20 protein-coding genes are annotated in these 23763 nt (G+C 31.9%); 2 read left to right on the top strand and 18 right to left on the bottom strand.

Annotation, left to right across the window (positions count from 1 at the left end):
* The coding region (locus RR409_RS13450) for a DUF554 family protein (RefSeq protein ID WP_332558282.1) at positions 1–167 on the top strand (167 nt) is incomplete at its 5' end.
* Positions 168–409: 242 nt separating this feature from the next.
* Here RR409_RS13450 and purD read toward each other — a convergent pair.
* The 9 genes from purD to RR409_RS13405 form a co-directional block, all read right to left on the bottom strand.
* Positions 410–1654, bottom strand: coding sequence for a phosphoribosylamine--glycine ligase (gene purD, locus RR409_RS13445; RefSeq protein WP_332558281.1), 1245 nt, complete (start codon positions 1652–1654; stop codon positions 410–412).
* Between the two features lie 15 nt (positions 1655–1669).
* Positions 1670–3178: a bifunctional phosphoribosylaminoimidazolecarboxamide formyltransferase/IMP cyclohydrolase gene (gene purH / locus RR409_RS13440; protein ID WP_332558280.1), complete on the bottom strand. Its 1509-nt coding sequence runs from the start codon at positions 3176–3178 to the stop codon at positions 1670–1672.
* A 4-nt stretch (positions 3179–3182) separates the two neighbouring features.
* On the bottom strand, positions 3183–3797 hold the full coding sequence (gene purN, locus RR409_RS13435) for a phosphoribosylglycinamide formyltransferase (protein ID WP_332558279.1): 615 nt from the start codon (positions 3795–3797) through the stop codon (positions 3183–3185).
* Entirely contained in the window at positions 3785–4783 is a 999-nt protein-coding gene (gene purM / locus RR409_RS13430) for a phosphoribosylformylglycinamidine cyclo-ligase (RefSeq protein WP_332558278.1), read from the bottom strand. The genes purN and purM overlap by 13 nt, the downstream gene beginning before the upstream one ends.
* A gap of 18 nt (positions 4784–4801) precedes the next feature.
* Complete coding sequence (purF, locus tag RR409_RS13425) at positions 4802–6217, bottom strand: amidophosphoribosyltransferase (RefSeq protein WP_332558277.1); 1416 nt, start codon at positions 6215–6217, stop codon at positions 4802–4804.
* Between the two features lie 29 nt (positions 6218–6246).
* Positions 6247–6951: a phosphoribosylaminoimidazolesuccinocarboxamide synthase gene (gene purC, locus RR409_RS13420; protein WP_332558276.1), complete on the bottom strand. Its 705-nt coding sequence runs from the start codon at positions 6949–6951 to the stop codon at positions 6247–6249.
* The gene (gene purE / locus RR409_RS13415; protein WP_332558275.1) at positions 6951–7430 is read right to left on the bottom strand and encodes a 5-(carboxyamino)imidazole ribonucleotide mutase; all 480 of its coding nucleotides are present in this window, start codon (positions 7428–7430) and stop codon (positions 6951–6953) included. Before purE ends, purC begins: the two co-directional genes overlap by 1 nt.
* Before the next feature lie 140 nt (positions 7431–7570).
* A complete protein-coding gene (locus RR409_RS13410; RefSeq protein WP_332558274.1) occupies positions 7571–11410 on the bottom strand; it encodes a phosphoribosylformylglycinamidine synthase in 3840 nt (1279 codons plus the stop codon).
* Between the two features lie 348 nt (positions 11411–11758).
* Positions 11759–12859, bottom strand: a complete 1101-nt coding sequence (locus RR409_RS13405; protein WP_332558273.1) for a DUF3810 domain-containing protein — start codon at positions 12857–12859, stop codon at positions 11759–11761.
* Between the two features lie 262 nt (positions 12860–13121).
* On the opposite strand from RR409_RS13405, the gene RR409_RS13400 reads away from it, so the two are divergent.
* Positions 13122–13712, top strand: coding sequence for a site-2 protease family protein (locus RR409_RS13400; protein WP_332558272.1), 591 nt, complete (start codon positions 13122–13124; stop codon positions 13710–13712).
* A gap of 51 nt (positions 13713–13763) precedes the next feature.
* On the opposite strand, the gene asrC is transcribed toward RR409_RS13400, so the two are convergent.
* The 9 genes from asrC to RR409_RS13355 form a co-directional block, all read right to left on the bottom strand.
* Positions 13764–14717: a sulfite reductase subunit C gene (asrC, locus tag RR409_RS13395; RefSeq protein ID WP_332558271.1), complete on the bottom strand. Its 954-nt coding sequence runs from the start codon at positions 14715–14717 to the stop codon at positions 13764–13766.
* 12 nt (positions 14718–14729) lie between these two features.
* Positions 14730–15521 (bottom strand): anaerobic sulfite reductase subunit AsrB, encoded by a 792-nt coding sequence (asrB, locus tag RR409_RS13390; protein WP_332558270.1) that lies wholly within the window; start codon positions 15519–15521, stop codon positions 14730–14732.
* Complete coding sequence (gene asrA, locus RR409_RS13385; protein ID WP_332558269.1) at positions 15521–16522, bottom strand: anaerobic sulfite reductase subunit AsrA; 1002 nt, start codon at positions 16520–16522, stop codon at positions 15521–15523. Before asrA ends, asrB begins: the two co-directional genes overlap by 1 nt.
* Positions 16523–16681: 159 nt before the next feature.
* Positions 16682–17455 (bottom strand): formate/nitrite transporter family protein, encoded by a 774-nt coding sequence (locus RR409_RS13380; RefSeq protein ID WP_332558268.1) that lies wholly within the window; start codon positions 17453–17455, stop codon positions 16682–16684.
* Positions 17456–17541: 86 nt separating this feature from the next.
* On the bottom strand, positions 17542–18225 hold the full coding sequence (locus RR409_RS13375; RefSeq protein ID WP_332558267.1) for a Crp/Fnr family transcriptional regulator: 684 nt from the start codon (positions 18223–18225) through the stop codon (positions 17542–17544).
* A 528-nt stretch (positions 18226–18753) separates the two neighbouring features.
* Positions 18754–21255: a DsrE/DsrF/DrsH-like family protein gene (locus RR409_RS13370; RefSeq protein WP_332558266.1), complete on the bottom strand. Its 2502-nt coding sequence runs from the start codon at positions 21253–21255 to the stop codon at positions 18754–18756.
* Between the two features lie 579 nt (positions 21256–21834).
* Positions 21835–22281: a hypothetical protein gene (locus RR409_RS13365; RefSeq protein WP_332558265.1), complete on the bottom strand. Its 447-nt coding sequence runs from the start codon at positions 22279–22281 to the stop codon at positions 21835–21837.
* A 331-nt stretch (positions 22282–22612) separates the two neighbouring features.
* On the bottom strand, positions 22613–23137 hold the full coding sequence (locus tag RR409_RS13360; protein ID WP_332558264.1) for a permease: 525 nt from the start codon (positions 23135–23137) through the stop codon (positions 22613–22615).
* A gap of 4 nt (positions 23138–23141) precedes the next feature.
* On the bottom strand, positions 23142–23621 hold the full coding sequence (locus RR409_RS13355; RefSeq protein ID WP_332558263.1) for a permease: 480 nt from the start codon (positions 23619–23621) through the stop codon (positions 23142–23144).
* Between the last annotated feature and the right edge of the window lie 142 nt (positions 23622–23763).

Below are 23763 nucleotides of genomic sequence, written 5' to 3'. Positions count from 1 at the left end.
TTTCAACTGCAGTAATTGCAAATATGACAGCTTGTGGAAGTTTGATCATAATTGGATTAGGACTAAATATTTTAGGAGTAACTAAAATTAAAGTTGCAAATTTATTACCAGCTATATTTTTGCCTATTTTGGCTCCTTTCCTTTTAAAGTTAATAAATTTATTTTAAAAATAGATACAAGCCTAATTTCCTCATAAGACATCATATTGTATGTCTATTAGAAAATTAGGCTTTTTTAATAAGTAAATTTTATAATAAATGAACTATAATATTAATTTTAACTTTAGTTTGCTTCATTTTAGGATTTAGAATTTCATGTAATTAATAACACTTTCAATCTAGAAAATATAGTTGTGTTAGATTGGTAACATCTGCATTGTTTAATGTAGCAATACTAATTCCATTTAATATTACTTTCCGATATCACTTCTATAGTAAATCCCTTGAAAGTCAATGTTGCTTATAGCTCTATAAGCTTTTTCACTAGCTTCTTCTATGGTTTTTCCCGATGCAGTAACACCAAGAACTCTTCCTCCAGAAGTGAATATATTGCCTTCTTTTATTTTACCACCTGCAATAAATATCTTTTCTGGACTATTTTCTATTCCTGTTATCTTCTTATTAATATTGTAGCTACTTGGATACCCATCTGAAGAGGCAATGACGCAGCAGGCAACTTCATTTTTGAAACTCACCTTAGTATTGCTCAAATTACCTTGAATTGCTAACATGATTAGTTCCATAAAATCATTTTCCATTAGTGGCAACACCACTTGGGTTTCTGGATCCCCCATTCTAACATTGTATTCAAGGAGATAGACATCATGTGGTGTTATCATTAATCCGAAGAAAATAATGCCTTTAAAATCTATCTTCTCTTCCTTTAACCCTTGTAGTGTAGGTTCCATAATATTTTTCTTAAACTTTTCTAGCACCTCTTCAGTGCAATAGGGATTTGGTGCTATAGCTCCCATTCCACCAGTATTAGGGCCGTGATTTCCATCATATATGGCCTTATGATCCTTAGCTGAGATAAAAGGGATTATTGTGTTACCATCAGTAATAGCCAAAATAGATGCCTCTACTCCGCTTAAGAATTCCTCAATAACAATAGACTTTCCTGATCCATTCAAAGCATCCTCTGTCATAAAATCTTTAATAGACATTGCCGCTTCTTCATAGGAATTTACAATGATAACACCCTTCCCACCTGCCAACCCATCAGCTTTTATAACAATAGGGAAGTTACAACCTTCAGCATACTCTAAAGCTTCTTCAGCTTCATTGAAGCTTTCATACGCTGCAGTGTTTATTTTGTATCTTTTCATGAAGTCTTTAGAAAAAATCTTACTTCCCTCAAGTCTTGCTCCATCTTTGCTAGGTCCAAATATTTTTAAACCTTTCTCATAGAATAGATCTACTATACCTTCACATAAAGGAGTCTCTGGTCCTACAACGGTTATTCCAATATTTTTATCTAAAGCAAATTTCAGTAATTCCTCATTAGAACTAATGTTTATATTTTCACATTTAACTTCATTCGCAGTTCCCCCATTTCCAGGAGCACAATAAATTTTAGTGACATGATTACTTTGACTCAATTTCCATGCAATTGCATGTTCACGTCCACCGCTTCCTATTAATAGTACTTTCATAAATTCACCTCCAACCTAGTGTTTAAAATGTCTAATCCCAGTTAAAACCATTGCAATACCACTTTCGTTGCAAGCTTCTACACTTTCATTATCCTTTAGGGAGCCGCCAGGTTGAATTATAGCACTTATGTTATATTTCTTTGCTTCATCAACACAGTCTCTAAAGGGAAAGAATCCGTCAGAAGCTAAAACCACACCATCCTTAGCTCTATCTAATGCTTGCACCGTTGCCCAAACTCTGTTTACTTGACCTCCAGCAATGCCCTTTGCTTTTTTATCCTTTACAACAACTATAGCATTGGATTTAACATATTTTGCAACCTTCATGCCAAATATCAAATCTTCCATCTCTTCAGAAGAAGGAGATATACTTGTTACTACCTCTAAATCATCAAATAGTTTTTTATCTATCTCTTGAACAAGGATCCCCCCATCTACTGTAACTATTTCTTTTTCATCACTTGGTGGAGTTATGCATTTGACCACTCTTAAGTTTTTCTTTCTTCTTAAGATCATTAATGCATCTTCATCAAAATTTGGAGCAATTACAATCTCGAGAAATGTTTTCACCATCTCCTCTGCAGAAGCTTTATTTACAGACTTATTAAGTGCTACAATGCCACCAAATATTGAAATGGAATCACAATCATAAGCTTTAATATAAGCCTCTTCCACAGAGTTTCCCAAAGCAACACCACAGGGAGTATTATGCTTCAGTGCACAACAAGCTGTTTCTTCAAATTCATTAACAACCTTCCATGCAATATCCATGTCTTTTATGTTATTGTAGGATAGCTGTTTTCCATTTAATATTTCAATATTGTTCATCATACCTTTTTTATCATTGCTTTTATATATTGCAGCGCCCTGATGAGGGTTCTCTCCGTATCTTAAATCCTCAACTTTTTCATAAGATAGGGATAAATATCTTGGATTAGATGGCTCTTCTTTACTAAATAAATAATTTGCTATAGCGGCATCATAAGAGGAAGTTAAATTAAAAACCTTAGCAGCTAAGTGTCTTCTTGTTAAAAAATCCACCTCTCCATTATTTTGCATTTGATCCATAACCAGCCCATAATCACTACTATCACTTATTACAACTACATCCTTGAAATTTTTAGAAGCGCTTCTAAGCATAGTTGGTCCACCAATATCAATGAGTTCAATCATATGTTCAAAACTTAGATTCTCCCCTAGCTTTTCAAAGAATGGATATAAATTAACACATACTAAGTCAATGGTTTCAATTTTTCTTTCTTCAAGAGTTTTCATATGATCTGCATTTTCTCTTATAGCTAAAACTCCTCCATGAATAACAGGGTGAAGAGTTTTAACTCTTCCATCTAACATTTCTTCAGCTTGTGTAATTTCTGCAACTTCTTTAACTGGTATTCTGTGCTCTTTTAAAAGCTTATAGGTTCCTCCAGTAGAGATAATCTCCACCCCTTTACCTACTAAGAAATTAGCAAATTCTAAAATATTAGTTTTATCATAAACACTAATTAAAGCTCTTTTAATCATATATTTACTCCTTTATAGTCACTTTTCTATGATTCACCTGTATATTACCTTCTGCAATAAGTTGAATTGCTTTTGGTAACATCCTATGTTCTTCCTTAAGTATTCTTTTTTGTAAAGATTCTGGTGTGTCACCATCTAAAACTTCAACAGAACTTTGAAGGATTATAGCACCCGTATCTGTATTTTCATCCACAAAATGAACAGTGCATCCACTTAATTTTACTCCATAATCTATAACAGCTTGATGTACCTTTAGTCCATACATACCTTTTCCGCAAAAACTAGGAATTAAGGATGGATGAATATTTATTATCTTGTTTTTAAACTCCTCTACTAGAACACCTTCAATTACAGATAAAAAGCCAGCTAACACAATTAATTCTACTTTACCACTTAAGACTTCATGAATTTTATCACTAAGTTTATCTTTATATTGCGATTTTTCAAAAGTTAGCGTTTTTATGCCAGCCTTTTTAGCTCTTTCTATAGCAAATACATTTGCCTTATCACTAATTACATATTCAATAGTTAGGTTTTTCAGATATCCATTATCAATACTATCAAGTATACTTTGTAGATTTGAGCCGCCACCAGATACCAGAACAGCTATCTTAAACAAACTCCAGCACCTCCGGCTTGTACATACCCAATTTCAAAGGCTACCTCACGTAAATCTGCAAGAACTTTTAAAACATCTTTAGCTATAGATTTATCAACACATAAAACTAAGCCTATTCCCATGTTAAAGGTGTTATACATTACTTCCTCTGGTACTCCCTTGCTCATTATATAATTGAATATCTCTGGTAATTCATAACTGTTTTTATTGATAATCGCTGTGAAATCTCCTTTAAACATTCTCGGAATATTTTCATAGAAGCCCCCACCAGTTATATGAGCAATTCCCTTAACCTCAAAATTTCTAAGTAAAGCTAATATAGATTTTACATATATTTTTGTTGGCTCTAAAAGTATTTCACCAAGGGTTTTATCACCTAAAACCTCATTGTAATCTTTAACTAATTTTCTTACTAGAGAATATCCATTGCTATGGACTCCTGAAGATGCAATTCCTATAAGTGCATCGCTATCCTTTATATTACTTCCATCGATAATCATATCTTTATCAGCTATTCCAAGTGCAAAGCCAGCTAAATCATAGTCCCCTATTTTATACATCCCTGGCATTTCAGCGGTCTCTCCACCAATTAAGGCTGCCCCACTTTGGATACACCCTTCGGAAACTCCTTTTACAATATCACTAGCAATTTCAGCCTGAAGCTTTCCGCAGGCTATGTAATCTAGAAAAAACAAGGGTTTTGCTCCATGACATAAAATATCATTTACACACATTGCAACACAATCGATTCCTATTGTATCAAATTTATTTAAACGGATTGCAATCTCAAGCTTTGTTCCAACTCCATCGGTACCTGAAATTAAAACTGGATTTTTGTATCCTGTCCCAATTTCGAACATTCCAGCAAAGCTTCCTATACCATTTAAAACCCCTTCATTATAAGTTTTTGCTGTATATTGTTTCATAAGATTAACTGCTTTATATCCTTCTTCTATATTAACTCCTGCATCTTTATAGGAAATCATAATACATTTCTCCTCTCTCTAAGACAATTTAACCTGTGCGGATATCGGGTATTCACCGTGAAAACATCCCATGCAAAAGCCTGTATCTTTACCAAGGCATTGAAGTAATCCTTCCATGGTTAAATACCCAAGACTATCTGCTCCTATAGCTTCTTTAATTTCTTCAACATTCATTTGAGCACCAATTAGGGCATCTCTATAGGGAGTGTCTATACCAAAATAACAGGGATATTTTACAACAGGAGAGCACACTCTAAAGTGCACTTCCTTCGCTCCAGCATTTTTTAAAAGTTCAACTAATCTTTTACTTGTGGTACCCCTAACAATGGAATCATCAATGAGTACTACAGATTTTCCTTTAACGCTTTCTTTTAATACATTTAATTTAACATTTACCGCATCTTCTCTTTCTTGTTGTGATGGTGCTATAAAGGTTCTTCCAATATATTTATTCTTAATTAATCCCATTTCAAAAGGAATTTTCGATGCCTTTGAAAACCCCATAGCTGCTGATATCCCAGAATCTGGAACTCCAACAACTATATCAGCATCTACTGGATATTCTTCAAAAAGTTTTTCACCAGCCATTACTCTTGATCCATTTACACTGATGCCATCAATAATACTATCAGGTCTTGCAAAGTAAATATATTCAAAGGAACAGGTAGCGCATTTTGCTTTTTCACCTAGTTTTATAGATTTGATCCCCTCATCGTTAATAACCACTATTTCACCTGGTTCAATATCTCTAATAAACGTTCCCCCAGTAGCATCTATAGCACAGCTTTCTGATGCTATAATATAATTTCCGTTTATTTCACCAAGACATAAAGGTCGAATTCCATAAGAATCTCTAACCCCTATTAGCTCGCTTTCTGTCAATATTACAATTCCAAAAGAACCTTTTATGGCTTGAACTGTATCTACAATGCTTTGCATAATACCCTTTTTTGCTCCCCTAGCAATTAAGTTCAAAATAACTTCTGAGTCAATAGAAGTTTGAAAAACGCAACCCGAATCCTCTAAAAGTTCCCTAAGTATATCAGCGTTAATTAAGTTTCCATTGTGTGCTATAGCAATACTGCCAAGCTTAAATTCCCCCAAAACTGGTTGAGCATTTTTTAATATGCTATCTCCTGCAGTGGAATATCTTACGTGACCAATGGCAGCATTCCCTGTGAGATTATTTAAAATATCATTACTAAATACTTCTGACACAAGTCCCATATTTTTGTGGCACTTCATTTTTTCCCTGTCATAAGTTACAATTCCAGCACTTTCCTGTCCCCTGTGCTGGAGGGCGTATAGTCCATAATAGGTTCTTCTAGCTACATCTATTCCAGTTTCTTTGCTATAGATTCCGTATACACCACATTCATCATGAAACTTATCTGGATCAAAACACTCATAGGGATTCATAACAGTTAACTCCATACTTTTCCCTCCAAAATATCCCTTAAGGATTAATTATTGATTCGCTCTAATACCTTTGTATATCCCTCTACTAAATCTCCAAGTTCTCTTCTAAATCTATCCTTATCAAGTTTCTCTCCGGTGGTGATATCCCAAAGCCTACAAGTATCTGGAGAAATTTCATCTGCCAATACTATCCCACTTTTATATCTTCCAAACTCTAATTTGAAATCAACTAACTTAATATTTTGTTTTTTAAAGAAATCTGTTAATAGTTCATTTACCTTTTCTGCCTGAGAGTAGATATAATTTAATTCATCAAAAGTAGTTAATCCCATTGCCACAGCATGATAGTCATTCATTAATGGATCTCCTAAATCATCATTTTTATAGCTTATTTCTAAGACTGTGGTCTTTAACTCTGTTCCCTCCATTAGACCGTATCTCTTGGCCATGCTTCCAGCTGCCACATTTCTAACTATTACTTCTATTGGAACAATTTCAACCTTCTTACATAATTGTTCTCTATCACTTAATTTTTTAATAAAATGTGTTTCCACACCGTTTTCCATTAACATATTGAAAAGAATTGAAGTAATTGTATTATTAAGAATTCCTTTGGAAGTAATCGATGCTTTTTTTTCTCCATTAAATGCTGTTGCATCATCTTTATAGTAAACAATAACCTGATCCTCTATATCCGTTCCATATATTTTTTTTGCTTTTCCCTCATATAAGAATTTTCTGTTTTCCATTATAATTCAACCCCTTCTTCATTTTCTTTTATAAAATTTTCTTTCATATTTTTTCTAAACTGTATTAACTTTTCTTTTAATTCTGGATATTTTATCGATAGTATTTCTACAGCAAGCATCCCAGCGTTATAACTATTGTTAATTCCAACAGTAGCTACTGGTATTGACTTAGGCATTTGCACAATTGAATATAAAGAATCTAATCCTTCTAGGGCTGCTTTGATTGGCACACCTATTACTGGGAGTGTAGTTTTTGAAGCTATAACCCCTGGTAAATGTGCCGCTAGACCTGCTCCAGCAATAATAGCCTCATAACCCTCTAACTCCAATTCCTTTAGTACTTCGCAAAGTTTTTCTGGCACTCTATGTGCTGAAAGCACGTGAGCTGTATAAAAAACATCAAATTCTCCTAAACACTTTGCTGCCCCTTTCATCACATCGGTATCTGACTTGCTACCAAAAATCACTGCAACCTTCATTAAAATTCCTCCTAATATGTTTTATATTTTAATCTTTTAGTAAAAGCATACAAAATTGGTAAGATTATAATTTCTAGTAACACCTCTCACATAACCCTGTAGGATGTTCAAAAAATTCCTAAAATATAAGAAGCGTTGAGTTATTTATAATAATTAACTCCACTTTCAAAAATTCTTTGATCGTAGTTTCCAATAACATTTTTAAAAACATTCTTACCAAAACGTTCACTGTGTCCCATCTTTCCAAAGACTCTTCCATCAGGACTGGTAATTCCCTCTATGGCATACATAGAACCATTTGGATTGAATTTAATATCATAAGTTGGATTACCGCTCAAGTCTACATACTGAGTAGCTATTTGATTATTTTTCAGTAAGGTTTTTATGACTTCTTCACTACCATAGAACCTACCTTCACCATGTGAAATAGGAATAGTATGAATATCTCCTACTTGTACTTCTTGAAGCCATGGTGATTTATTTGTCACTATTTTTGTGTTAACTATAGTTGATACATGTCTGCCAATGGCGTTATGAATTAAGGTTGGGCTATTTTCATCTAAATCTCTGATTTCCCCATAAGTTACAAGTCCTAGCTTTATTAATGCCTGAAAGCCATTACAAATTCCTAAAACTAAGCCATCTCTATTTTTTAGCAAATCCATAACAGCTTCTTTAATTCTTGAATTTCTAAAAATTGCACTAATGAATTTTCCTGAACCATCAGGTTCGTCACCAGCACTGAACCCACCCGGTAACATAATTATTTGAGAGGTTTTTATTTTTTTTTCAAGTTCCAAAATAGAATCTTCTATTAATTCAGGAGTTAAGTTATTAAATACTAAAGGGTTAGCCTTAGCTCCGGCATTCACAAAAGCTCTTTCGCAATCAAATTCACAATTTGTACCTGGAAATATCGGTATTAAGACCTTCGGCTTAATTGATTCAATTATTAATGAATTCGCTTTTGATTTAATCCATGTCTGATTTTTAGCGCTTTCTTTAGTGTTTAATTCTCCTGAAATATAATCATGTTCAAATACATCAAAGTGTTCATCATATAACCCTAATTGATATTTTTGAGAACTATTATAATCCACAGGGAACACAGAATTTAATGGTTCATCATAATATTTCTTTAATTCTGTAAGATTGCATACCTCTTGTTTATAGATAATAACCTTGTCATTAATAGTTGTACCTAATAGACTGTAATCAGATTCCTTTAGTATTTCTAAGGCTTTTTCATCTTTAAGTTCTAAAATAACACTACCGTATGTGTAGGAACCTACTTCCTCAAGAGTTACACCTTCCTTAAACTTAATTCCAATTTCATTTCCAAAGGCCATTTTCGCAATAGCTTCAAAGATTCCTCCGTGAGTTATGGTATGTGATGCTGAAACTAAATCTTTTTCAATAAGCTCAGAAATAATTTTAAAGTTTTTCTTTAGATGTGAAAAGTCAATCATATATTCATCATCCAATTTACTTGGAATTAACACTATATTACTATTGACCTTTTTAAACTCTCCACTGATGACTTTCTCCACATTTGCAGTACTAACAGCAAAGGAAATTAATGTTGGTGGAACTTTTAAATCTTTAAAGGTCCCAGACATACTATCCTTACCACCTATGGCCGCCACGCCTAAATTATGCTGAGCATATAAGGCACCAAGCAGTGATGAGAATGGTTTTCCCCATTTAACAGGATCATTTCCAAGTCTTTCAAAGTATTCTTGAAAGGTGAGATAGGTGTTTTCTAAACTCCCACCAGTAGCAATAACTTTTGTAATACTTTCTACTACAGCAAAAACCGCTCCATGAAAGGTACTCCAAGTTGAAATCTCAGGATTAAAGCCATAAGCCATGATTGTTCCCGTTGTAGTTTCACCATTAGTTAGAGGTATTTTACACACCATTGCCTCAAGGGGGGTGCTTTGAGTCTTTCCTCCAAAAGGCATAAGTACAGTTCCGCCACCTATGGAAGAGTCGAACATTTCTACGAGGCCTTTTTGAGATGCAACATTTAAATCATTGAGAACTTTTTTAAATTCTTCATATACTGAACCACTACTCTTATCTCTTTTATTAAAATAATTGTTTTCTTCTTTTGGTTTTTCAACAAAAATATCGTTAAAACTCTGAGCCCCATTGGTATTCAAGAATTTACGACTAAGATTTACAATGGAGTTTCCTCTCCATTCCATTACAACTCTCTCTTCTTCTGTAACTCGAGCCACAATTGTTGCTTCTAAGTTTTCTTCCATTGCTAAATTAATAAAGGCTTTTCCATCACTTGGTGAAACTACCACTGCCATTCTTTCCTGAGATTCTGAAATTGCAATTTCAGTTCCATCTAAACCCTCATATTTCTTTGGCACTAAATCTAGATTTATCCTTATGCCTTCAGCCAATTCTCCTATGGCAACAGATACCCCTCCTGCTCCAAAATCATTGCATTTTTTTATTAACTGTGTCACTTCTTTCTTTCTAAATAGCCTTTGAATTTTTCTCTCCGTAGGGGCATTGCCCTTTTGAACTTCAGCATTACATGTATTTATCGAAACTTCAGTATGTTCTTTAGAAGAACCTGCAGCTCCACCAATACCATCTCTGCCGGTTCTGCCGCCAAGTAAGATTATTAAATCTCCAGGTATTGGAGTACTTCTTACTATATTTTCATAGGGTGCAGCACCGATTACTGCTCCAACTTCCATTCGTTTTGCAACATAACCTTGGTGGTAAATTTCTTTCACATACCCTGTGGCCAAGCCAATTTGGTTGCCATAACTACTATATCCTCTAGCGGCTTCCTTTGATATTTTTCTCTGTGGTAATTTACCTTTAAGTGTTTCTTCAATTGGAGTTCTAGGATCACCACTACCTGTAATTCTCATAGCTTGGTATACATAGCTTCTTCCTGAAAGCGGGTCTCTTATAGCTCCACCAATGCATGTTGCTGCTCCTCCAAAGGGTTCAATTTCTGTAGGGTGATTGTGAGTTTCATTTTTGAACATCACTACATATTTTTCAATTTTTCCATCCACGTCTACATCAACCAATATGCTACAAGCATTAATTTCTTCTGAAAGGTCCAAACTTTTAAGTTTCCCCTCTTCTCTCAGTTTTTTCATTCCAATTACTGCAATATCCATTAAACTAATAGGCTTTTCTTTGTTTTTATATAAATTATTTCTATAATTCATATAGATAGAAAAAGCTTTGTTTACAGGATTATTTAGTTTTCCATTTTGAATTTCAATGTTCTCTAAGGATGTTAAGAAAGTGGTATGTCTGCAATGATCTGACCAATAGGTGTCTATAACTTTTATTTCAGTTATAGTAGGATTACGATGTTCTTCATCACTAAAATATCTTTGAATAAGTTTTACATCTTCTAAAGTGATGGATAATCCATTGTCCATAATAAAATTTTGTAACTCATCTTCATTTTTCTTAATAAAATTATCTATAACGTCTATTTCCGTAACTTCCAAATTTCCTTTTGCAGAATCATTAGTTTTTTCTAACGATGTTTCTCTAGAATCAACTGAGTTTATGTAATACGCTTTAATCCTAGCGATATCCTCACTATTTACATGTCCATAGATAGCTATAACCTTTGAGGTTTTTACCACTGGCATTTGTTTTTGAGTCATTAATTGAATGCATTGAGCTGCAGAATCTGCTCTTTGATCATACTGCCCTGGTAAGTACTCCACAGCAAAATATTTGCATTCTCCTAAATCTATAAACTTATCATAAACATTATCTACATTGACTTCTGATAAGATTGCGCTCTTAATAACTTCATATTCTTCTTCGCTAATTTTTTCAATATCGTATTTATTAATAACTCGTACTTTTTCCATTTTTTTTATGCCCAACAATTGTTCTAACTCTTTTTTTAAAGCAAGTGCTTCGTTATTAAAGTTCGGTTTTTTCTCTACATAAACTGTGAAAATTTTATTTTTCATTTAAACACCTCACAACCAAGGAATTATATACGAACTATAATTATTTATAAATCTTTATTGTTCGTATTTATATTGTATATTATAATTGGGAGATTTAAAAGTACTTTTTTAAAAGTTTACAATTTTTACTCAGTATTTACTAAAAATACATACAATTCAGATTTTAAAATTCTTCTTGTTATTTTTGAAACCACTTTATAAATAACAAAACTTGTTTCTTGTAAATTGATTAATATTAAATTAAAAAAGGCATGAAATTAGATGATTAAATCTAAGTTTCATACCTTTTCAAATTAAGATGAATTTTATTTTTTTTAAAATATAGTAATTTCACCATTGAGTGCACTACTATTCACGACTTTTATATTCTGCTAACAAGAGTCGTGTAACTAACCCATAGCTCTTAACCCCCTCACTTTGATTGTTAGATTTTAAGTAGCTATCATTGAATTTATTCCAAAGTCTTTCCACTACACCTTCTCTATCTTTCCAATAATTATAACTAAATTCTAAGTCTCTATTTAAACCATCACTATAGTTCTCTCTCAAGTTTTTATAAGCTTCCTTATCAACACTATAAAGATTATTCATTAGGTAAGTAAGGGCTAAATGATAACCAGAATACTGAAATTCTTTATTTGAATTGTTAACACATGATAGATAAGCTACATAGTTTGCTTCCTCTTCCCTTGCAATGCCACGCTGGTGTGCCATTTCATGACAAATAGTAGCAGGTAGACTTATCTCTGGAATATCGATGTTTATATTAGCCTCTCCAGTAAATGGCGAATACATCCCAGTAATTCCGGTATAACTCATAAACTTTGAAAGCATTACAGGCTTAGCTTTACTATATTTTTCTTGCAACTTGAAGTTTTGTATTTTTAGAATATCAAAACCCTCTTCAGCACTGATACTAAGAGTCTTAAAATCATTATCAAGATAAAAAACTCCATGATTATCTTCCTTTAACTCCATTCTTAAATCATTAGCCTTTGTTATAATTTCATTACAGAGATTGATTAAGTCTTCTGGTTTCGGCTCTTCTATTGAGTAACTCATTGCAGTAATTAGGGGTTTCTTATAATAATTCAGTCCCCAAGTCATGTTAAAAGTAAAATAAGCTAATACTATAACAACTACACTTATTTTAATGTATTTTATAGTTTTATTCTTGAAAATCTCTCTTCTTTTCAAAAATATATAAACTAATTTAGATAACAGATAAATAGGTGAAATTATTATCCCCACATAGATAAATTCCCAAATAGAAACTGGAAATAAGCCGAATAAGTTACTTAATCCTTGTGAAATAAATCTATAGATTCCAGAAGAATAAATTGTTATCACTACAAGCGGATTTTCCTTGCAAATAGCGACAATAACTAAGGTTAGTATACCTAAAAAACATATTAGACTCCATAAATGTATGGATTTCAAAGGTCTCATAAAACATCTCCTCACTGCAGAACACCAATATTCCTTTTCATAATAAATTATAATTGGTACTCTAAGTTTTAATTCCCTTAATAATATATTAAATAATAACTTAATAATTGTACAGTTTCTGCTATTATGTATCACTATTTTTGTAAACTCTTTATAGAAGTTTTTAGCCGTGTTTATCTTTGCCTTATCACTCTAGCTTCAGTTATAAACATTCCTAATTGTGAATAAAAATAAATATAACCACTGTTTCTTAGGGGGATACATGGATTTTTTCATAATTTACATTGTGTTGTTTATGTCAATATTTATACATGAACTAGGTCACTATGTGACTTCCAAAATATTTAAAGTGCCAGTATATCAATTTAGTATTGGTGTAGGTCCAAAGGTTTTTTCCGTTTTTATGAATGGCACAGAGTTCGAAGTTAGGATATTTCCCCTAGGAGGATATATCTATAACGATGAAGCAGAATATAATTCCCTAAATTTATTAAAGATTTATTCTATATGTCTCTCAGGAGTAATTGTTAATTTTATTGCATTTTTTCTGTCCTTACTTGTGGCTTTAAATTGTGATTTTAACTTGTTACAAAAAACTATAAATCATATATATTTGATAATTACTCAAAGTATAAGAAGGATTGATATGAAAAGCATTTATATTCTACAAAATAGCATTAGTAATTTGCTTTATCCAATTAAGGGCTTGAGTTTTTTATTTGCAATGATAATTGTAAATCTCACTTTAGCTCTAACTAACCTATTACCTTTTTCCTCCTTAGATGGAAACAAAGTTTGGGTAGCTACTATTGAAAGACTTCTGCAAAAATTAAAACTTAAAGGTTTTTCTTAATTAAAAAACACTCCGTTATAGAGTGTTTTTTAGTGAGTCTATTAATAGTGATTATTTCCAATAAATATTATGTGCTACTTCGGCTTTTTCTGGAAGGTTAACTCCTTCTAATACAAAGTCCTTAAATACTTGATAACCTGTTCTATCAACAATGTATCCAATGTGCTCTTTTCCATTAGGCGCATCTTTATCTATATATCTATCCACATACTTATAAGTGTTTAATATAATTTTTATAATAGAATCTTCATCTATCCACTTAATAAAATCTTCAGCAATTCTTGGGTTTTTCTTTCCAGTTCTACCCATTATAACTAGTTTGTAATATCTTTCTGTGCTCCTAGTCCAAGCATTAGTTGGGCATTTATTTACACATTCACCACAACCTAAACATCTCTGATGATCTCTTTCTACCTTAAAGTTCTCCATTTTTAATGCCCCTGTAACTCTTTTCTTACAGTTTTTCACGCAAGCACCACAAGAAATACATCTATGACTTTCGTATTGTGGCTCGGTCATCCCAAGGATTCCAAAGTCATTCATTCTTGCTTTGATACAATCATTAGGACACCCTGTTACTGCCACTTTTACATGGTAATGATTTGGGAATATTGCTTTTTCTATTCTTTGAGCTAAGGCAGTTGTATCATAATTTGCAAAAGGACAGACTCTGTTTCCTATACAAGAAGCCACGTTTCTTGTTCCTGCAGCAGCATAGCCTGTTTTTCTTTCGTTAGGCTGATTAATATCTAAACCTTCTATAACAGGTTGAATTAGTTTATTAACTTCATCCATTTTATCAAAATCTATATCAGTGATTTCAAAACCTTGTCTTGTAGTTATGTGAAGTGTTCCGTTACCATATTTTTCTGCAACTTCTTTTAAAACATCAAAGTATTTTACATCTAAATGTCCTCCAGGGACTCTTATTCTTATAGCTGTTTTTCCTCTTTTTTTAGTTACCCTAAAGGCATTTCTCATTATAGCTTTAGTATTTATATCCATGGTTATTCCTCCTTAATCTACTAAGGTCTTTGCCTCAACATAATTAAATACAGGTCCATCTAGGCATATATAAGTATCATCCATTTTACAATGTCCGCACTTACCTACCCCGCAGCACATTTTTCTTTCATAGGAAACCCATATATTCTCTTCTTTTATGCCAAGTTTTAAAAATTCAGCCACTGTAAATTTCATCATCATTGGAGGTCCAACTACAATTACTACAGCATTTTCAATATCTTCAATTTTAAGCTCTGGTACGTATTTTGTCACAAGGCCTACGTTTCCAGTATAGTCTTCTGGGGCAGAATCCACAGTAACAGTTACATTAACCTTTTCAGCCCACTGTTTTAAATCATCTTTAAATAATATATCAATAGGAGATCTGAATCCTACTAAAAGATTGAAATCCTTTGCTTTCTCTTTATTTTTTGTGAAGTGCTCTACAATTCCCCTTACAGGTGCTATAGCGCTTCCTCCTGCTGCTACAATAATTTCTTTTCCTTCGTATAAAGTAACATCAAAGCCATTTCCATATGGTCCTCTTAAGAACAAAGAATCTCCAACAAAGAAGGTATGAATTACATCTGTAACTACTCCTACTTTTCTAATTGTAAGATCAATGAATCCTTCCCCTATACCACTTATTGAAATAGGTGCTTCACCATACTTTGGAATAGAAACCTCTACAAACTGTCCAGGTTTAACTTTTGCATCGAACTCCATTCTAAAAGTGAATTCTTTATCTGTGTGTTGTATTATTTCTAAAATTTTAGATTTAATAGGCATATATACATTATTCATTATTCCACCTCATTCACAGCGATATCTAATTTATTTACGCAGTTAGAGAAAGATATATATTGTGGACAAATATCATCACATCTACCACAACCTACACACATATGATATCCAAATCTCTTTTTGAAATCATACACTTTATGCATAGTTTTAAATCGCATTCTTTCCCCATTTTTTCTTCTAAAGCTGTGACCACCAGCCATGTCTGTATATCCATCTACCTGACACGACGCCCAAACTCTTCTTCTTTCCCCATTTTTAGGATTATCCTTGTAATGAATATCTTGCATTGTAAAGCATGTGCAAGTTGGACAGACAAAATTACATCTTCCACAAGCAATGCATCTTGCATCATATTCATTCCACATTTCTGATTTGAATACATTTTGAGTTATGTTTTCGGGGATATGAACATTTACATTGTTTTGTTCAACAAAATCCACTTCAATATCTGTACTTTCACCTTGGGTAAAATAAGTCAGAAGGTCTTCATCTTTAATTTTTAAGTAAACTTTATCATTTTTATATTTTAAGTACATATGGTAGTCATCTGTTTTATTCGTTCCCATTGAAACGCAGAAACAGTTTTCAAAGCTATTTTCACATCCAATAAGGACAATTTTAAGATTATCTCTAAAGTGTTTATAGTAAGGATCTTCAAAGCCATTTCTCAAATATATTTCATCACTTCTTTTAAGAGCATGAACATCACAGCTTCTTAAAAAAACTAAAGTTTTCTTTTCTTCTTTTTTAGGTTCAATATATGCATCTTCAGTAAAGTAAAATAAGGTTTCAGTTATAGGCATATAAACCTCTTTGGCAGAAAAACTACTTTTTATTTTAAACTCTACATCCTCTATTTTGCTTATTTCTTTGTATTTCACTGAATTTGTATCACTTAAGGTTCCCTTACCAGCTAAAGTTACTGGAGCAAGAACTCTATAGTTTTCTTTTAAAGCATCTATTGCTTCATTAAAATTTTTTACTTGCAATTTTATATCCATGATTTTCTCCTTCCTCATGCATGATATCCATTTATATAAAAATAATTTTATCCAACATCTTTTAGATATAATGTCAACTCCTAATAAAGTAGTTTTTATACTTAGTTCGATTTATATCTAAGTAAACACGCTTAAAGAAATTGTGAATAGTGTTATAAGTTAGCTTTCTTTTTCTTTTGAAACATACCAGTATGCAAGTCCAACAAATAGTATTCCTCCCACCATGTTTCCAAGGGTTACAATACCAATATTATACAAATAACCACTTACTGTAACTGTTGCAGGATGAGGAATAAATAATCCAATAGCTAGTAATGTCATATTTGCAATACTGTGTTCAAAACCAGCGGTGATAAAAACAAATAAACACCAGAATATCATAATTAGTTTTGATGTTTCCTCTTTTAATTTAAAGGAACACCAAACTGCAAGGCAAACCAAAATATTACAAAGAATACCTCTTATAAATAATTCCATGGCTGGAGCTGTCATCTTAGCAGTAGAGATTTTTCCAATAAACTCTCCTACAGAACCCGTTGCAAGACCGCTTTTTGAGTACATATATCCTAGCAAAATAGAGCCAAGTAAATTTCCAATAAAACTAAAAATCCAAATATTAAAGGTGTCACCTATAGTTACCCTTTTCTCTAATGCACCAATGGTCATCACCATGTTATTTCCAGTGAATAACTCTGACCCTGCCATAATTACAAGGCTAAGTGCAACTCCAAAACTCATTCCCATTACTATTTTAGTAGCTGGTGAATTAGCGGAAGATAGTAACCCTCCTATAGTGAAAATTAGTATTATTCCAAATCCCACAAACATTCCAGCTAAAGCTGAACTTACTAAATACTTACCCTTTGATCTTTTTAATAAGTTACTTTTTGCAACTGAGGAATTACTTACTTTTTCAATAACATCATTAAACATAAAAAAACCTCCTATAACTATTGTTAATATAATAACAAGAAAGTTATAAGAAGTATGTGATAATGGTCACGATATTAAATTGTTTTTTATGTTTTTCTGTAATATTCAATCAGTTTATTTTGATTAACCACTATTTTTTTATCAATATACTGTACAAGTCCTTTTCCTTCCAAGGTTTTTAAGGATCTTGAAATAGTTTCCCTTGGGTGGCCAAGCATTTCAGCTAGGTAAGTAATTGTCATTTTTATATCTATAATTGTATTTTCTCCATATGGTTTTCCGTAATCCATGGAAAGTTTCCAAAGTTTAGCAGCAACTTTTTTATCCACTCTAATTACTGCTGTATTTTTAAGTTGCCTGTATAATCTTCTAATTTTCTTGCTCATTGAATCCATGAAAGCCTTTGTTAATTCAAAGTCCTGTCTCATTATTTTAAGTAGTTCATCTCTATTTATAGAAATAATCTCAGTACTTTCAAATCCTTCACAACAAATGGAAGCATTACCACCATCAAAAATAACTTCGTTTATTATAGTGCCATCGGTTAGCACATATATGATTCTTTTCTGACCATCTGTAGTAGTCCTGTACATAGTAACCTTCCCCTTATGTACAATATAAATATTATTTACTTCTTGCCTTTCAAAAAATAATATTTGGCCTTTATCTATAATGATCTTCTCACATTTACTCATAAAACATTGTATTGTTTCTTCATTAACGTTCTTAAATAAGTCTAGATTTTTTAACTCTTGAAAACTAATCTTCATATAATCACCTTATTTCCTATAAAATAAGCATTTCAAACTTCTAAGTTGAAAACTTTAAGCAAAGTGTTTAGTCGGCAATAAATAATAAAACTTAACTTTAAGACCTTTTTCATTATTATAGCATTGAGTAAAATATTAATATAGAAGTTTTCGCTTTTAAAACATATAGTTCTTGAAATTTCATCTAAGGACAATAAGTTCCCTTAAACTTTTATTATTTTAGAGAAGATGCCTAAACATTAGCTTAATAATTAATTACTGGAAACTAAAATTTCTTGGAAAACATTAATAGTATTTCCAATGCGTAATTACATAATTTCCCAGGTAATAAATAATTTGTAAAAATATTTTTATAATTTATTAACTTCTTCACGAAAAGAAACACTATGAAATTGTTAGAATCTCATAGTGTTTGTTTCGTTATAAAATTATCTGTAAGTTATTTATATTGAACCTGATAATTTATTGATAGTATTTCCTAATAGGCATAAAAGTGTTTACACATAAAGAATTTTAGCATCACCATGATTAGATAAATAAATTTACATTTGAGTCTTCTGCTTCACCTAAGTAGTATCCAACTCCACCTTCTTTTACACCATCAATTAATTCTTCTTTCTTTATTCCCATAACATCCATGGACATAGCACATGCAACCACTTCAACACCATTTTTCATTGCTTCTTCTATTAAGTCTTCTAGAGAGGAGATGTTTTTATTTTTCATTACACCTCTTATCAATTTGCTTCCCATACCCATCATGTGCATATTAGAAAGCTTAAGTCTTTTGCTACCTCTTGGCATCATCATTCCAAAAGCAGTTTCTATAAAGTTCTTTTTAACTCCAACTTTTTCATGTTTTCTAAGGATATTTAATCCCCAGAAGGTAAAGAACATAGTAACTTTTTTACCCATAGATGCTGCACCGTTAGCAATGATAAAAGATGCAATTGCTTTATCCAAATCTCCACTAAATACAACCATTGTTTTATTATCTCTAGGCTCAGCAGTTACTGCAGAAGTTTTGCATGCTTCAGTAATCTTTTCACTAGTCCCTCTTTTTATTATTGCAGTAGAGATTCCTTTATCTCTTTTAAGTTCTAACAGTTCATTGTTAGTTCTCTTACACCAAGCTTTAATATCTTCATAGAATCCTGGATCAGAAGCTTTAACTTCTAGAATATCACCTTGGTTAATTTCATTTATACTATCTCGAACCTTCATTAATGGTCCTGGACAGCTTAATCCACAAGCGTCTAATGTGATCATTTTAGACATAGATGTTTCAGTTTTGTTTAATGAACCATCTTCATTACTGCTTTCAAGACTTATTGTTATCTTTCTTTCAAAGCCTGCTTTTCCTTCATTCTGATAATCATTGAAGTTCATTGGCGAAAATTTTCCAGCCATATAAGTCTTATATCCGCCAGTGATATTTTTTGCCTTAAATCCATGAATCTTCATCATTCTTTCAGCCACATATCCTCTTAATCCTACTGCGCAGTAAATCCAATACTCTTTATTCTTATCAAGTTCATTCAATCTGCCTCTTAATTCGTTTACACTTATATTAATTGAACCTGGAATTTCACCTACCTCTGTCTCAAGTGGTTCTCTCACGTCAAGAAGCACTACATTTTCCTTATCACGACCATCTATTTCTCTTGGTAGCACTACTTCACTCTTACATGTTAAGATATCCTCAGCTATAAAACCCAAAAAATTTACAGGATCTTTAGCTGAAGAAAAAGGTGGTGCATAGCTTAATTCTAACTCGGTTAAATCATAAATTGTTCCATTTAATCTCATAGTAGTGGCAATTACATCTATTCTTTTTTCTACTCCATTGTATCCCATACCTTGCGCCCCTAAAATTTTACCTTCATCGTTAAATATTAACTTAAGGGCAATTGGAGTAGCGCCTGGGTAATAAGATGCATGATCATTTGGATGAGCATAAATTACTCTATATGAAACTCCAAGTCTTTGAAGAGTTCTTTCGTTGCTTCCTGTAGCAGCTGCGGTGATATCAAAAACCTTAATTACAGAAGTACCTTGACTTCCTTTAAAAGTAGATTTGATTCCAACTATATTATCAGAGATTATTCTACCTTGTTTGTTAGCAGGTCCTGCCAAAGGAATTGCTGTTTGAACACCATTTACAAAATCTACAACTTCTACAGCATCTCCACCAGCATAAACCCCTGGAAGATTTGTTTCCATATACTCATTTGTAATGATATGACCTCTTGGTCCAAATTTAACTCCACTGTCTTTTAAAAAGTCTACATCTGGCCTAACACCAATTGCTGAAACTACTATTTCACCAAAAACTTTTATTCCGCTGTTTAAAACAACATTTAAACCATCTTTTGTAGATTCAAATTTTTTAACCCCATCATTAAGCAGTAATTTAACACCCTTTTCTTCCATTTCTTTTTCTGCAATAACCACCATGTCAGTATCAAAAGGTGCAAGTATGTGGGGAGCAGCTTCTACTAATGTTACATCAACGCCTCTTTCCTTTAGATTTTCTGCAACTTCAATTCCGATAAACCCACCACCTATAACAACTGCTTGTTTTACTGGTTTAGTATCAACAATGCTTTTAATTTTATCAGTATCTGGAATATTTCTTAAGGTGTAAATTCTCTCATCATCAATACCTTCAATAGGTGGAACTATTGGCAACGCCCCTGGAGCTAATATTAGGTAATCGTAAGGTTCTGTATATTCTCCTCTATCCTTTGATTTTACAGTTACAATTTTATTAGCTCCATCTACTTTTATTACTTTACTGTTATTTCTAACATCTATATTAAAACGACTTTCCATCAATTCTTTCTTAGTTACAATTAATTTTTCTCTTTCTTTAATAACTTCTCCAATATGATAAGGAAGTCCACAGTTTGCAAAAGAAATATGTTCTCCTTTTTCAAACATAATTATTTCTGCCTCTTCATTTAATCTTCGTAATCTAGCAGCTGCAGAAGCACCTGCTGCAACCCCACCAACGACTAATACCTTCATACGATTCTCCTCCATATACTCATTTATTTATTGTTATATTCTAATATTACGATATTTCAACAATAATTTCAAGTTAAACTTTTAACTGAATTGTAATTTTTTATTTGAAAACTCTTTCATCCAAGTATTCTTTGAAATTGCGGAGTTATTATTTATTCTTATGGTTATTTGCAAATACCTCTCGAAAAAAGTTAACAAATCGATTTTTTAGATATTTTCACATGGAGAATTACTCCCTAAAAACCAATCTTTCTGAGAAAAATTAGTTATTAATTTTGTTATCACTAATTTAAATTTAAAAGAATGAGTGAAATATCCTCAGAATATCTCTTGTGAATACAGTACATTTTGTAAATATTATATTTTTTCTGTTTAATTGCATAACTAAATTTTTTGAATAAAGCTAAAAAATATAATAGATAATTTGTATTAATGGTATTCACAAGGCGAAAACGTATTCAGTATCACAAAATTCTTTTTTTGAATTATGACAATTTTTAAAATATAAGATAATAAAAAATGACTGTACATAACTTCTGTACAGTCATTAGAATCCATATTATTTTTACACTCCATTTATTACAACTCTTCTACCTTTAAAGTGTTATCTTTTATTTGTTTATCTATGATGCCTAAAGCTTTTATAGGTGATTTTCCTAATATATCAGTTACTTCTGCAACTACTGATTCAATTTGTGAACCCATACGAACTAAAAGCAATTCATAACAATTTATTTCCTTACGGTACTTTTGCAAATAGGATCTTATAGGTGAATTAATAGTTCCAGCCCAAATTGAAGATATAACAATAACTTTCTCAAAATCTTTTGGATTATTAATAGGTTCATTTATTGAAACAGCATGTTTTTTTGCTGCCTGAAAACCCGACTTTAGGTATCCAAGAATCCCCCTTCTATTAATATTATCTTCAATCTTTTCAATTACCCCACCAGTTTGTTTTTGTATTTCATTAGCTAATTTTTCAGTGTTCCCGGTTCTGGAATAATATACAATCAATGTTTTCATTGTGCAACTCCTTAATTATAATTTATAGTTCAAATCGTTAATAAATAATCGTAGCTATATAAAATATTATATAACTATAAGCACATGTATTCAATTGTTCCAGTAAAAATATTCCAAGACATAATACTAGAGAAAAAAAGCATAGTCATTATCTAATAATTGAATAAATAAAATGCTTCTGACAACTTTAACATATTGATAACTTAAGCATAAAGTAGAACTTTGCAAGCTCAAAAATCTTAAAAATTCATTAGTGATTAAAATGCCAGATGCATAAAATTAAAGTGAATTTCAAATTATTAATACTGATTCACCTGTATCTTTTAAAAATCTATTCTACATTTTTATATATGAAATTTATATCTTCTTTCTTTAGAATCCACTCAATAATATAGCCAATTAGTATTATAAAAGGCAAATTCACAAACATTCTTATGAAGGTATACTTATAACCAAGTGCTGAAATTTCAAATAACAGGGTTGGAATTTTAGTTGTGCACCATGCTCCAATAAATATCATTACATTGCTAAATTTCACTCCTTTTTTTATAAAAACTGCAGTTATAGGAAAAGCTGCATATAGTGGTCCGGCAGCTACAGAACCGAATAATATAGACAATAACACTCCTTTAATTCCAGAACCCTTCCCCATATATTTTATCATAGTCTCTCTTGGCACCCAGATATCTAAAAGCCCTAATAAAAGCATTATAGGTGGCAGAACACTTATCATTTGATTAAAAGAGTCTAAGGCTATGCTTGTAATGCCCTTTCCACTTTCAAAATCTATTAATGTAATAATAGCTGTACTAAGTAAAACAATAATAAAAAACATGTATCTTTTAATTAACTTCATTGCATCACCCAATTAAATTTCCAACCACAAATGCTATTAGAATCGAATAAATAAAATATACAATGTTTCTGACAAAGGTAGCTTTTCTTCCAATATATTTTGATTCTAAGGGAAAGGTAACAATCCCCACAAACATTAATGTTGAAATTAAGGCAGTTACTTGAGCGTATCCTGCCCCATTTTGTATCAATAATGCAGCTGTGGGAAAGGCAACAAAAGTGGGCATTATGGTAATTGAGCCTATGATTGAAGCAATTAAAACTCCTAGAAATCCAGATTGTTCACCTATTATGCCAGAAATAGTTGCTGGTGATAATGCTGTTAGGATAATTCCTACAATAAAAATTATCCCTAAGAATTGTGGCATAATGCCCTCAAAAGATTTTAAAGACTTTAAAAAAGCCTTTTTTGTTTTTTCTTTATCCTTAATATAAGAAAGTATATATAAAAGAATAACAACTCCATATAGAAAATATGTTGTCAATTATCTCACTCCCTAAACATACTATGCATACTATATTATACTAAACTTGTTTCTTAATGTTCATAATGCTTGATAAGTAGTAATAAGTAATGTACTCAAGTGTATTTTGCTAAAACAATTCAGGTCAATATTTTATTCTTGC

The sequence above is a fragment of the Clostridium sp. genome (genome assembly GCF_036642255.1).
Classification (GTDB): Bacteria; Bacillota; Clostridia; order Clostridiales; family Clostridiaceae; genus Clostridium_J.
The sequence above is the reverse complement of the archived record's forward strand: the minus strand, read 5'-3'. Positions and strand labels throughout refer to the sequence as shown.

Coding starts and splice junctions, on each gene's coding strand:
- purM (WP_332558278.1), bottom strand. CDS start 4,783: ATGATTTCCTATAAAGATGCAGGAGTTAATATAGAAGAAGGATATAAA.
- RR409_RS13375 (WP_332558267.1), bottom strand. CDS start 18,225: ATGAAGATTAGTTTTCAAGAGTTAAAAAATCTAGACTTATTTAAGAAC.
- RR409_RS13410 (WP_332558274.1), bottom strand. CDS start 11,410: ATGAAAAATAAAATTTTCACAGTTTATGTAGAGAAAAAACCGAACTTT.
- purF (WP_332558277.1), bottom strand. CDS start 6,217: ATGGAGTTAACTGTTATGAATCCCTATGAGTGTTTTGATCCAGATAAG.
- purE (WP_332558275.1), bottom strand. CDS start 7,430: ATGAAGGTTGCAGTGATTTTTGGTAGCAAGTCAGATACCGATGTGATG.
- RR409_RS13365 (WP_332558265.1), bottom strand. CDS start 22,281: ATGAAAACATTGATTGTATATTATTCCAGAACCGGGAACACTGAAAAA.
- purD (WP_332558281.1), bottom strand. CDS start 1,654: ATGAAAGTACTATTAATAGGAAGCGGTGGACGTGAACATGCAATTGCA.
- purC (WP_332558276.1), bottom strand. CDS start 6,951: ATGGAAAACAGAAAATTCTTATATGAGGGAAAAGCAAAAAAAATATAT.
- asrA (WP_332558269.1), bottom strand. CDS start 16,522: ATGGATATAAAATTGCAAGTAAAAAATTTTAATGAAGCAATAGATGCT.
- asrC (WP_332558271.1), bottom strand. CDS start 14,717: ATGGATATAAATACTAAAGCTATAATGAGAAATGCCTTTAGGGTAACT.
- RR409_RS13380 (WP_332558268.1), bottom strand. CDS start 17,455: ATGTTTAATGATGTTATTGAAAAAGTAAGTAATTCCTCAGTTGCAAAA.
- RR409_RS13400 (WP_332558272.1), top strand. CDS start 13,122: ATGGATTTTTTCATAATTTACATTGTGTTGTTTATGTCAATATTTATA.
- RR409_RS13405 (WP_332558273.1), bottom strand. CDS start 12,859: ATGAGACCTTTGAAATCCATACATTTATGGAGTCTAATATGTTTTTTA.
- RR409_RS13360 (WP_332558264.1), bottom strand. CDS start 23,137: ATGAAGTTAATTAAAAGATACATGTTTTTTATTATTGTTTTACTTAGT.
- RR409_RS13370 (WP_332558266.1), bottom strand. CDS start 21,255: ATGAAGGTATTAGTCGTTGGTGGGGTTGCAGCAGGTGCTTCTGCAGCT.
- purH (WP_332558280.1), bottom strand. CDS start 3,178: ATGATTAAAAGAGCTTTAATTAGTGTTTATGATAAAACTAATATTTTA.
- asrB (WP_332558270.1), bottom strand. CDS start 15,521: ATGAATAATGTATATATGCCTATTAAATCTAAAATTTTAGAAATAATA.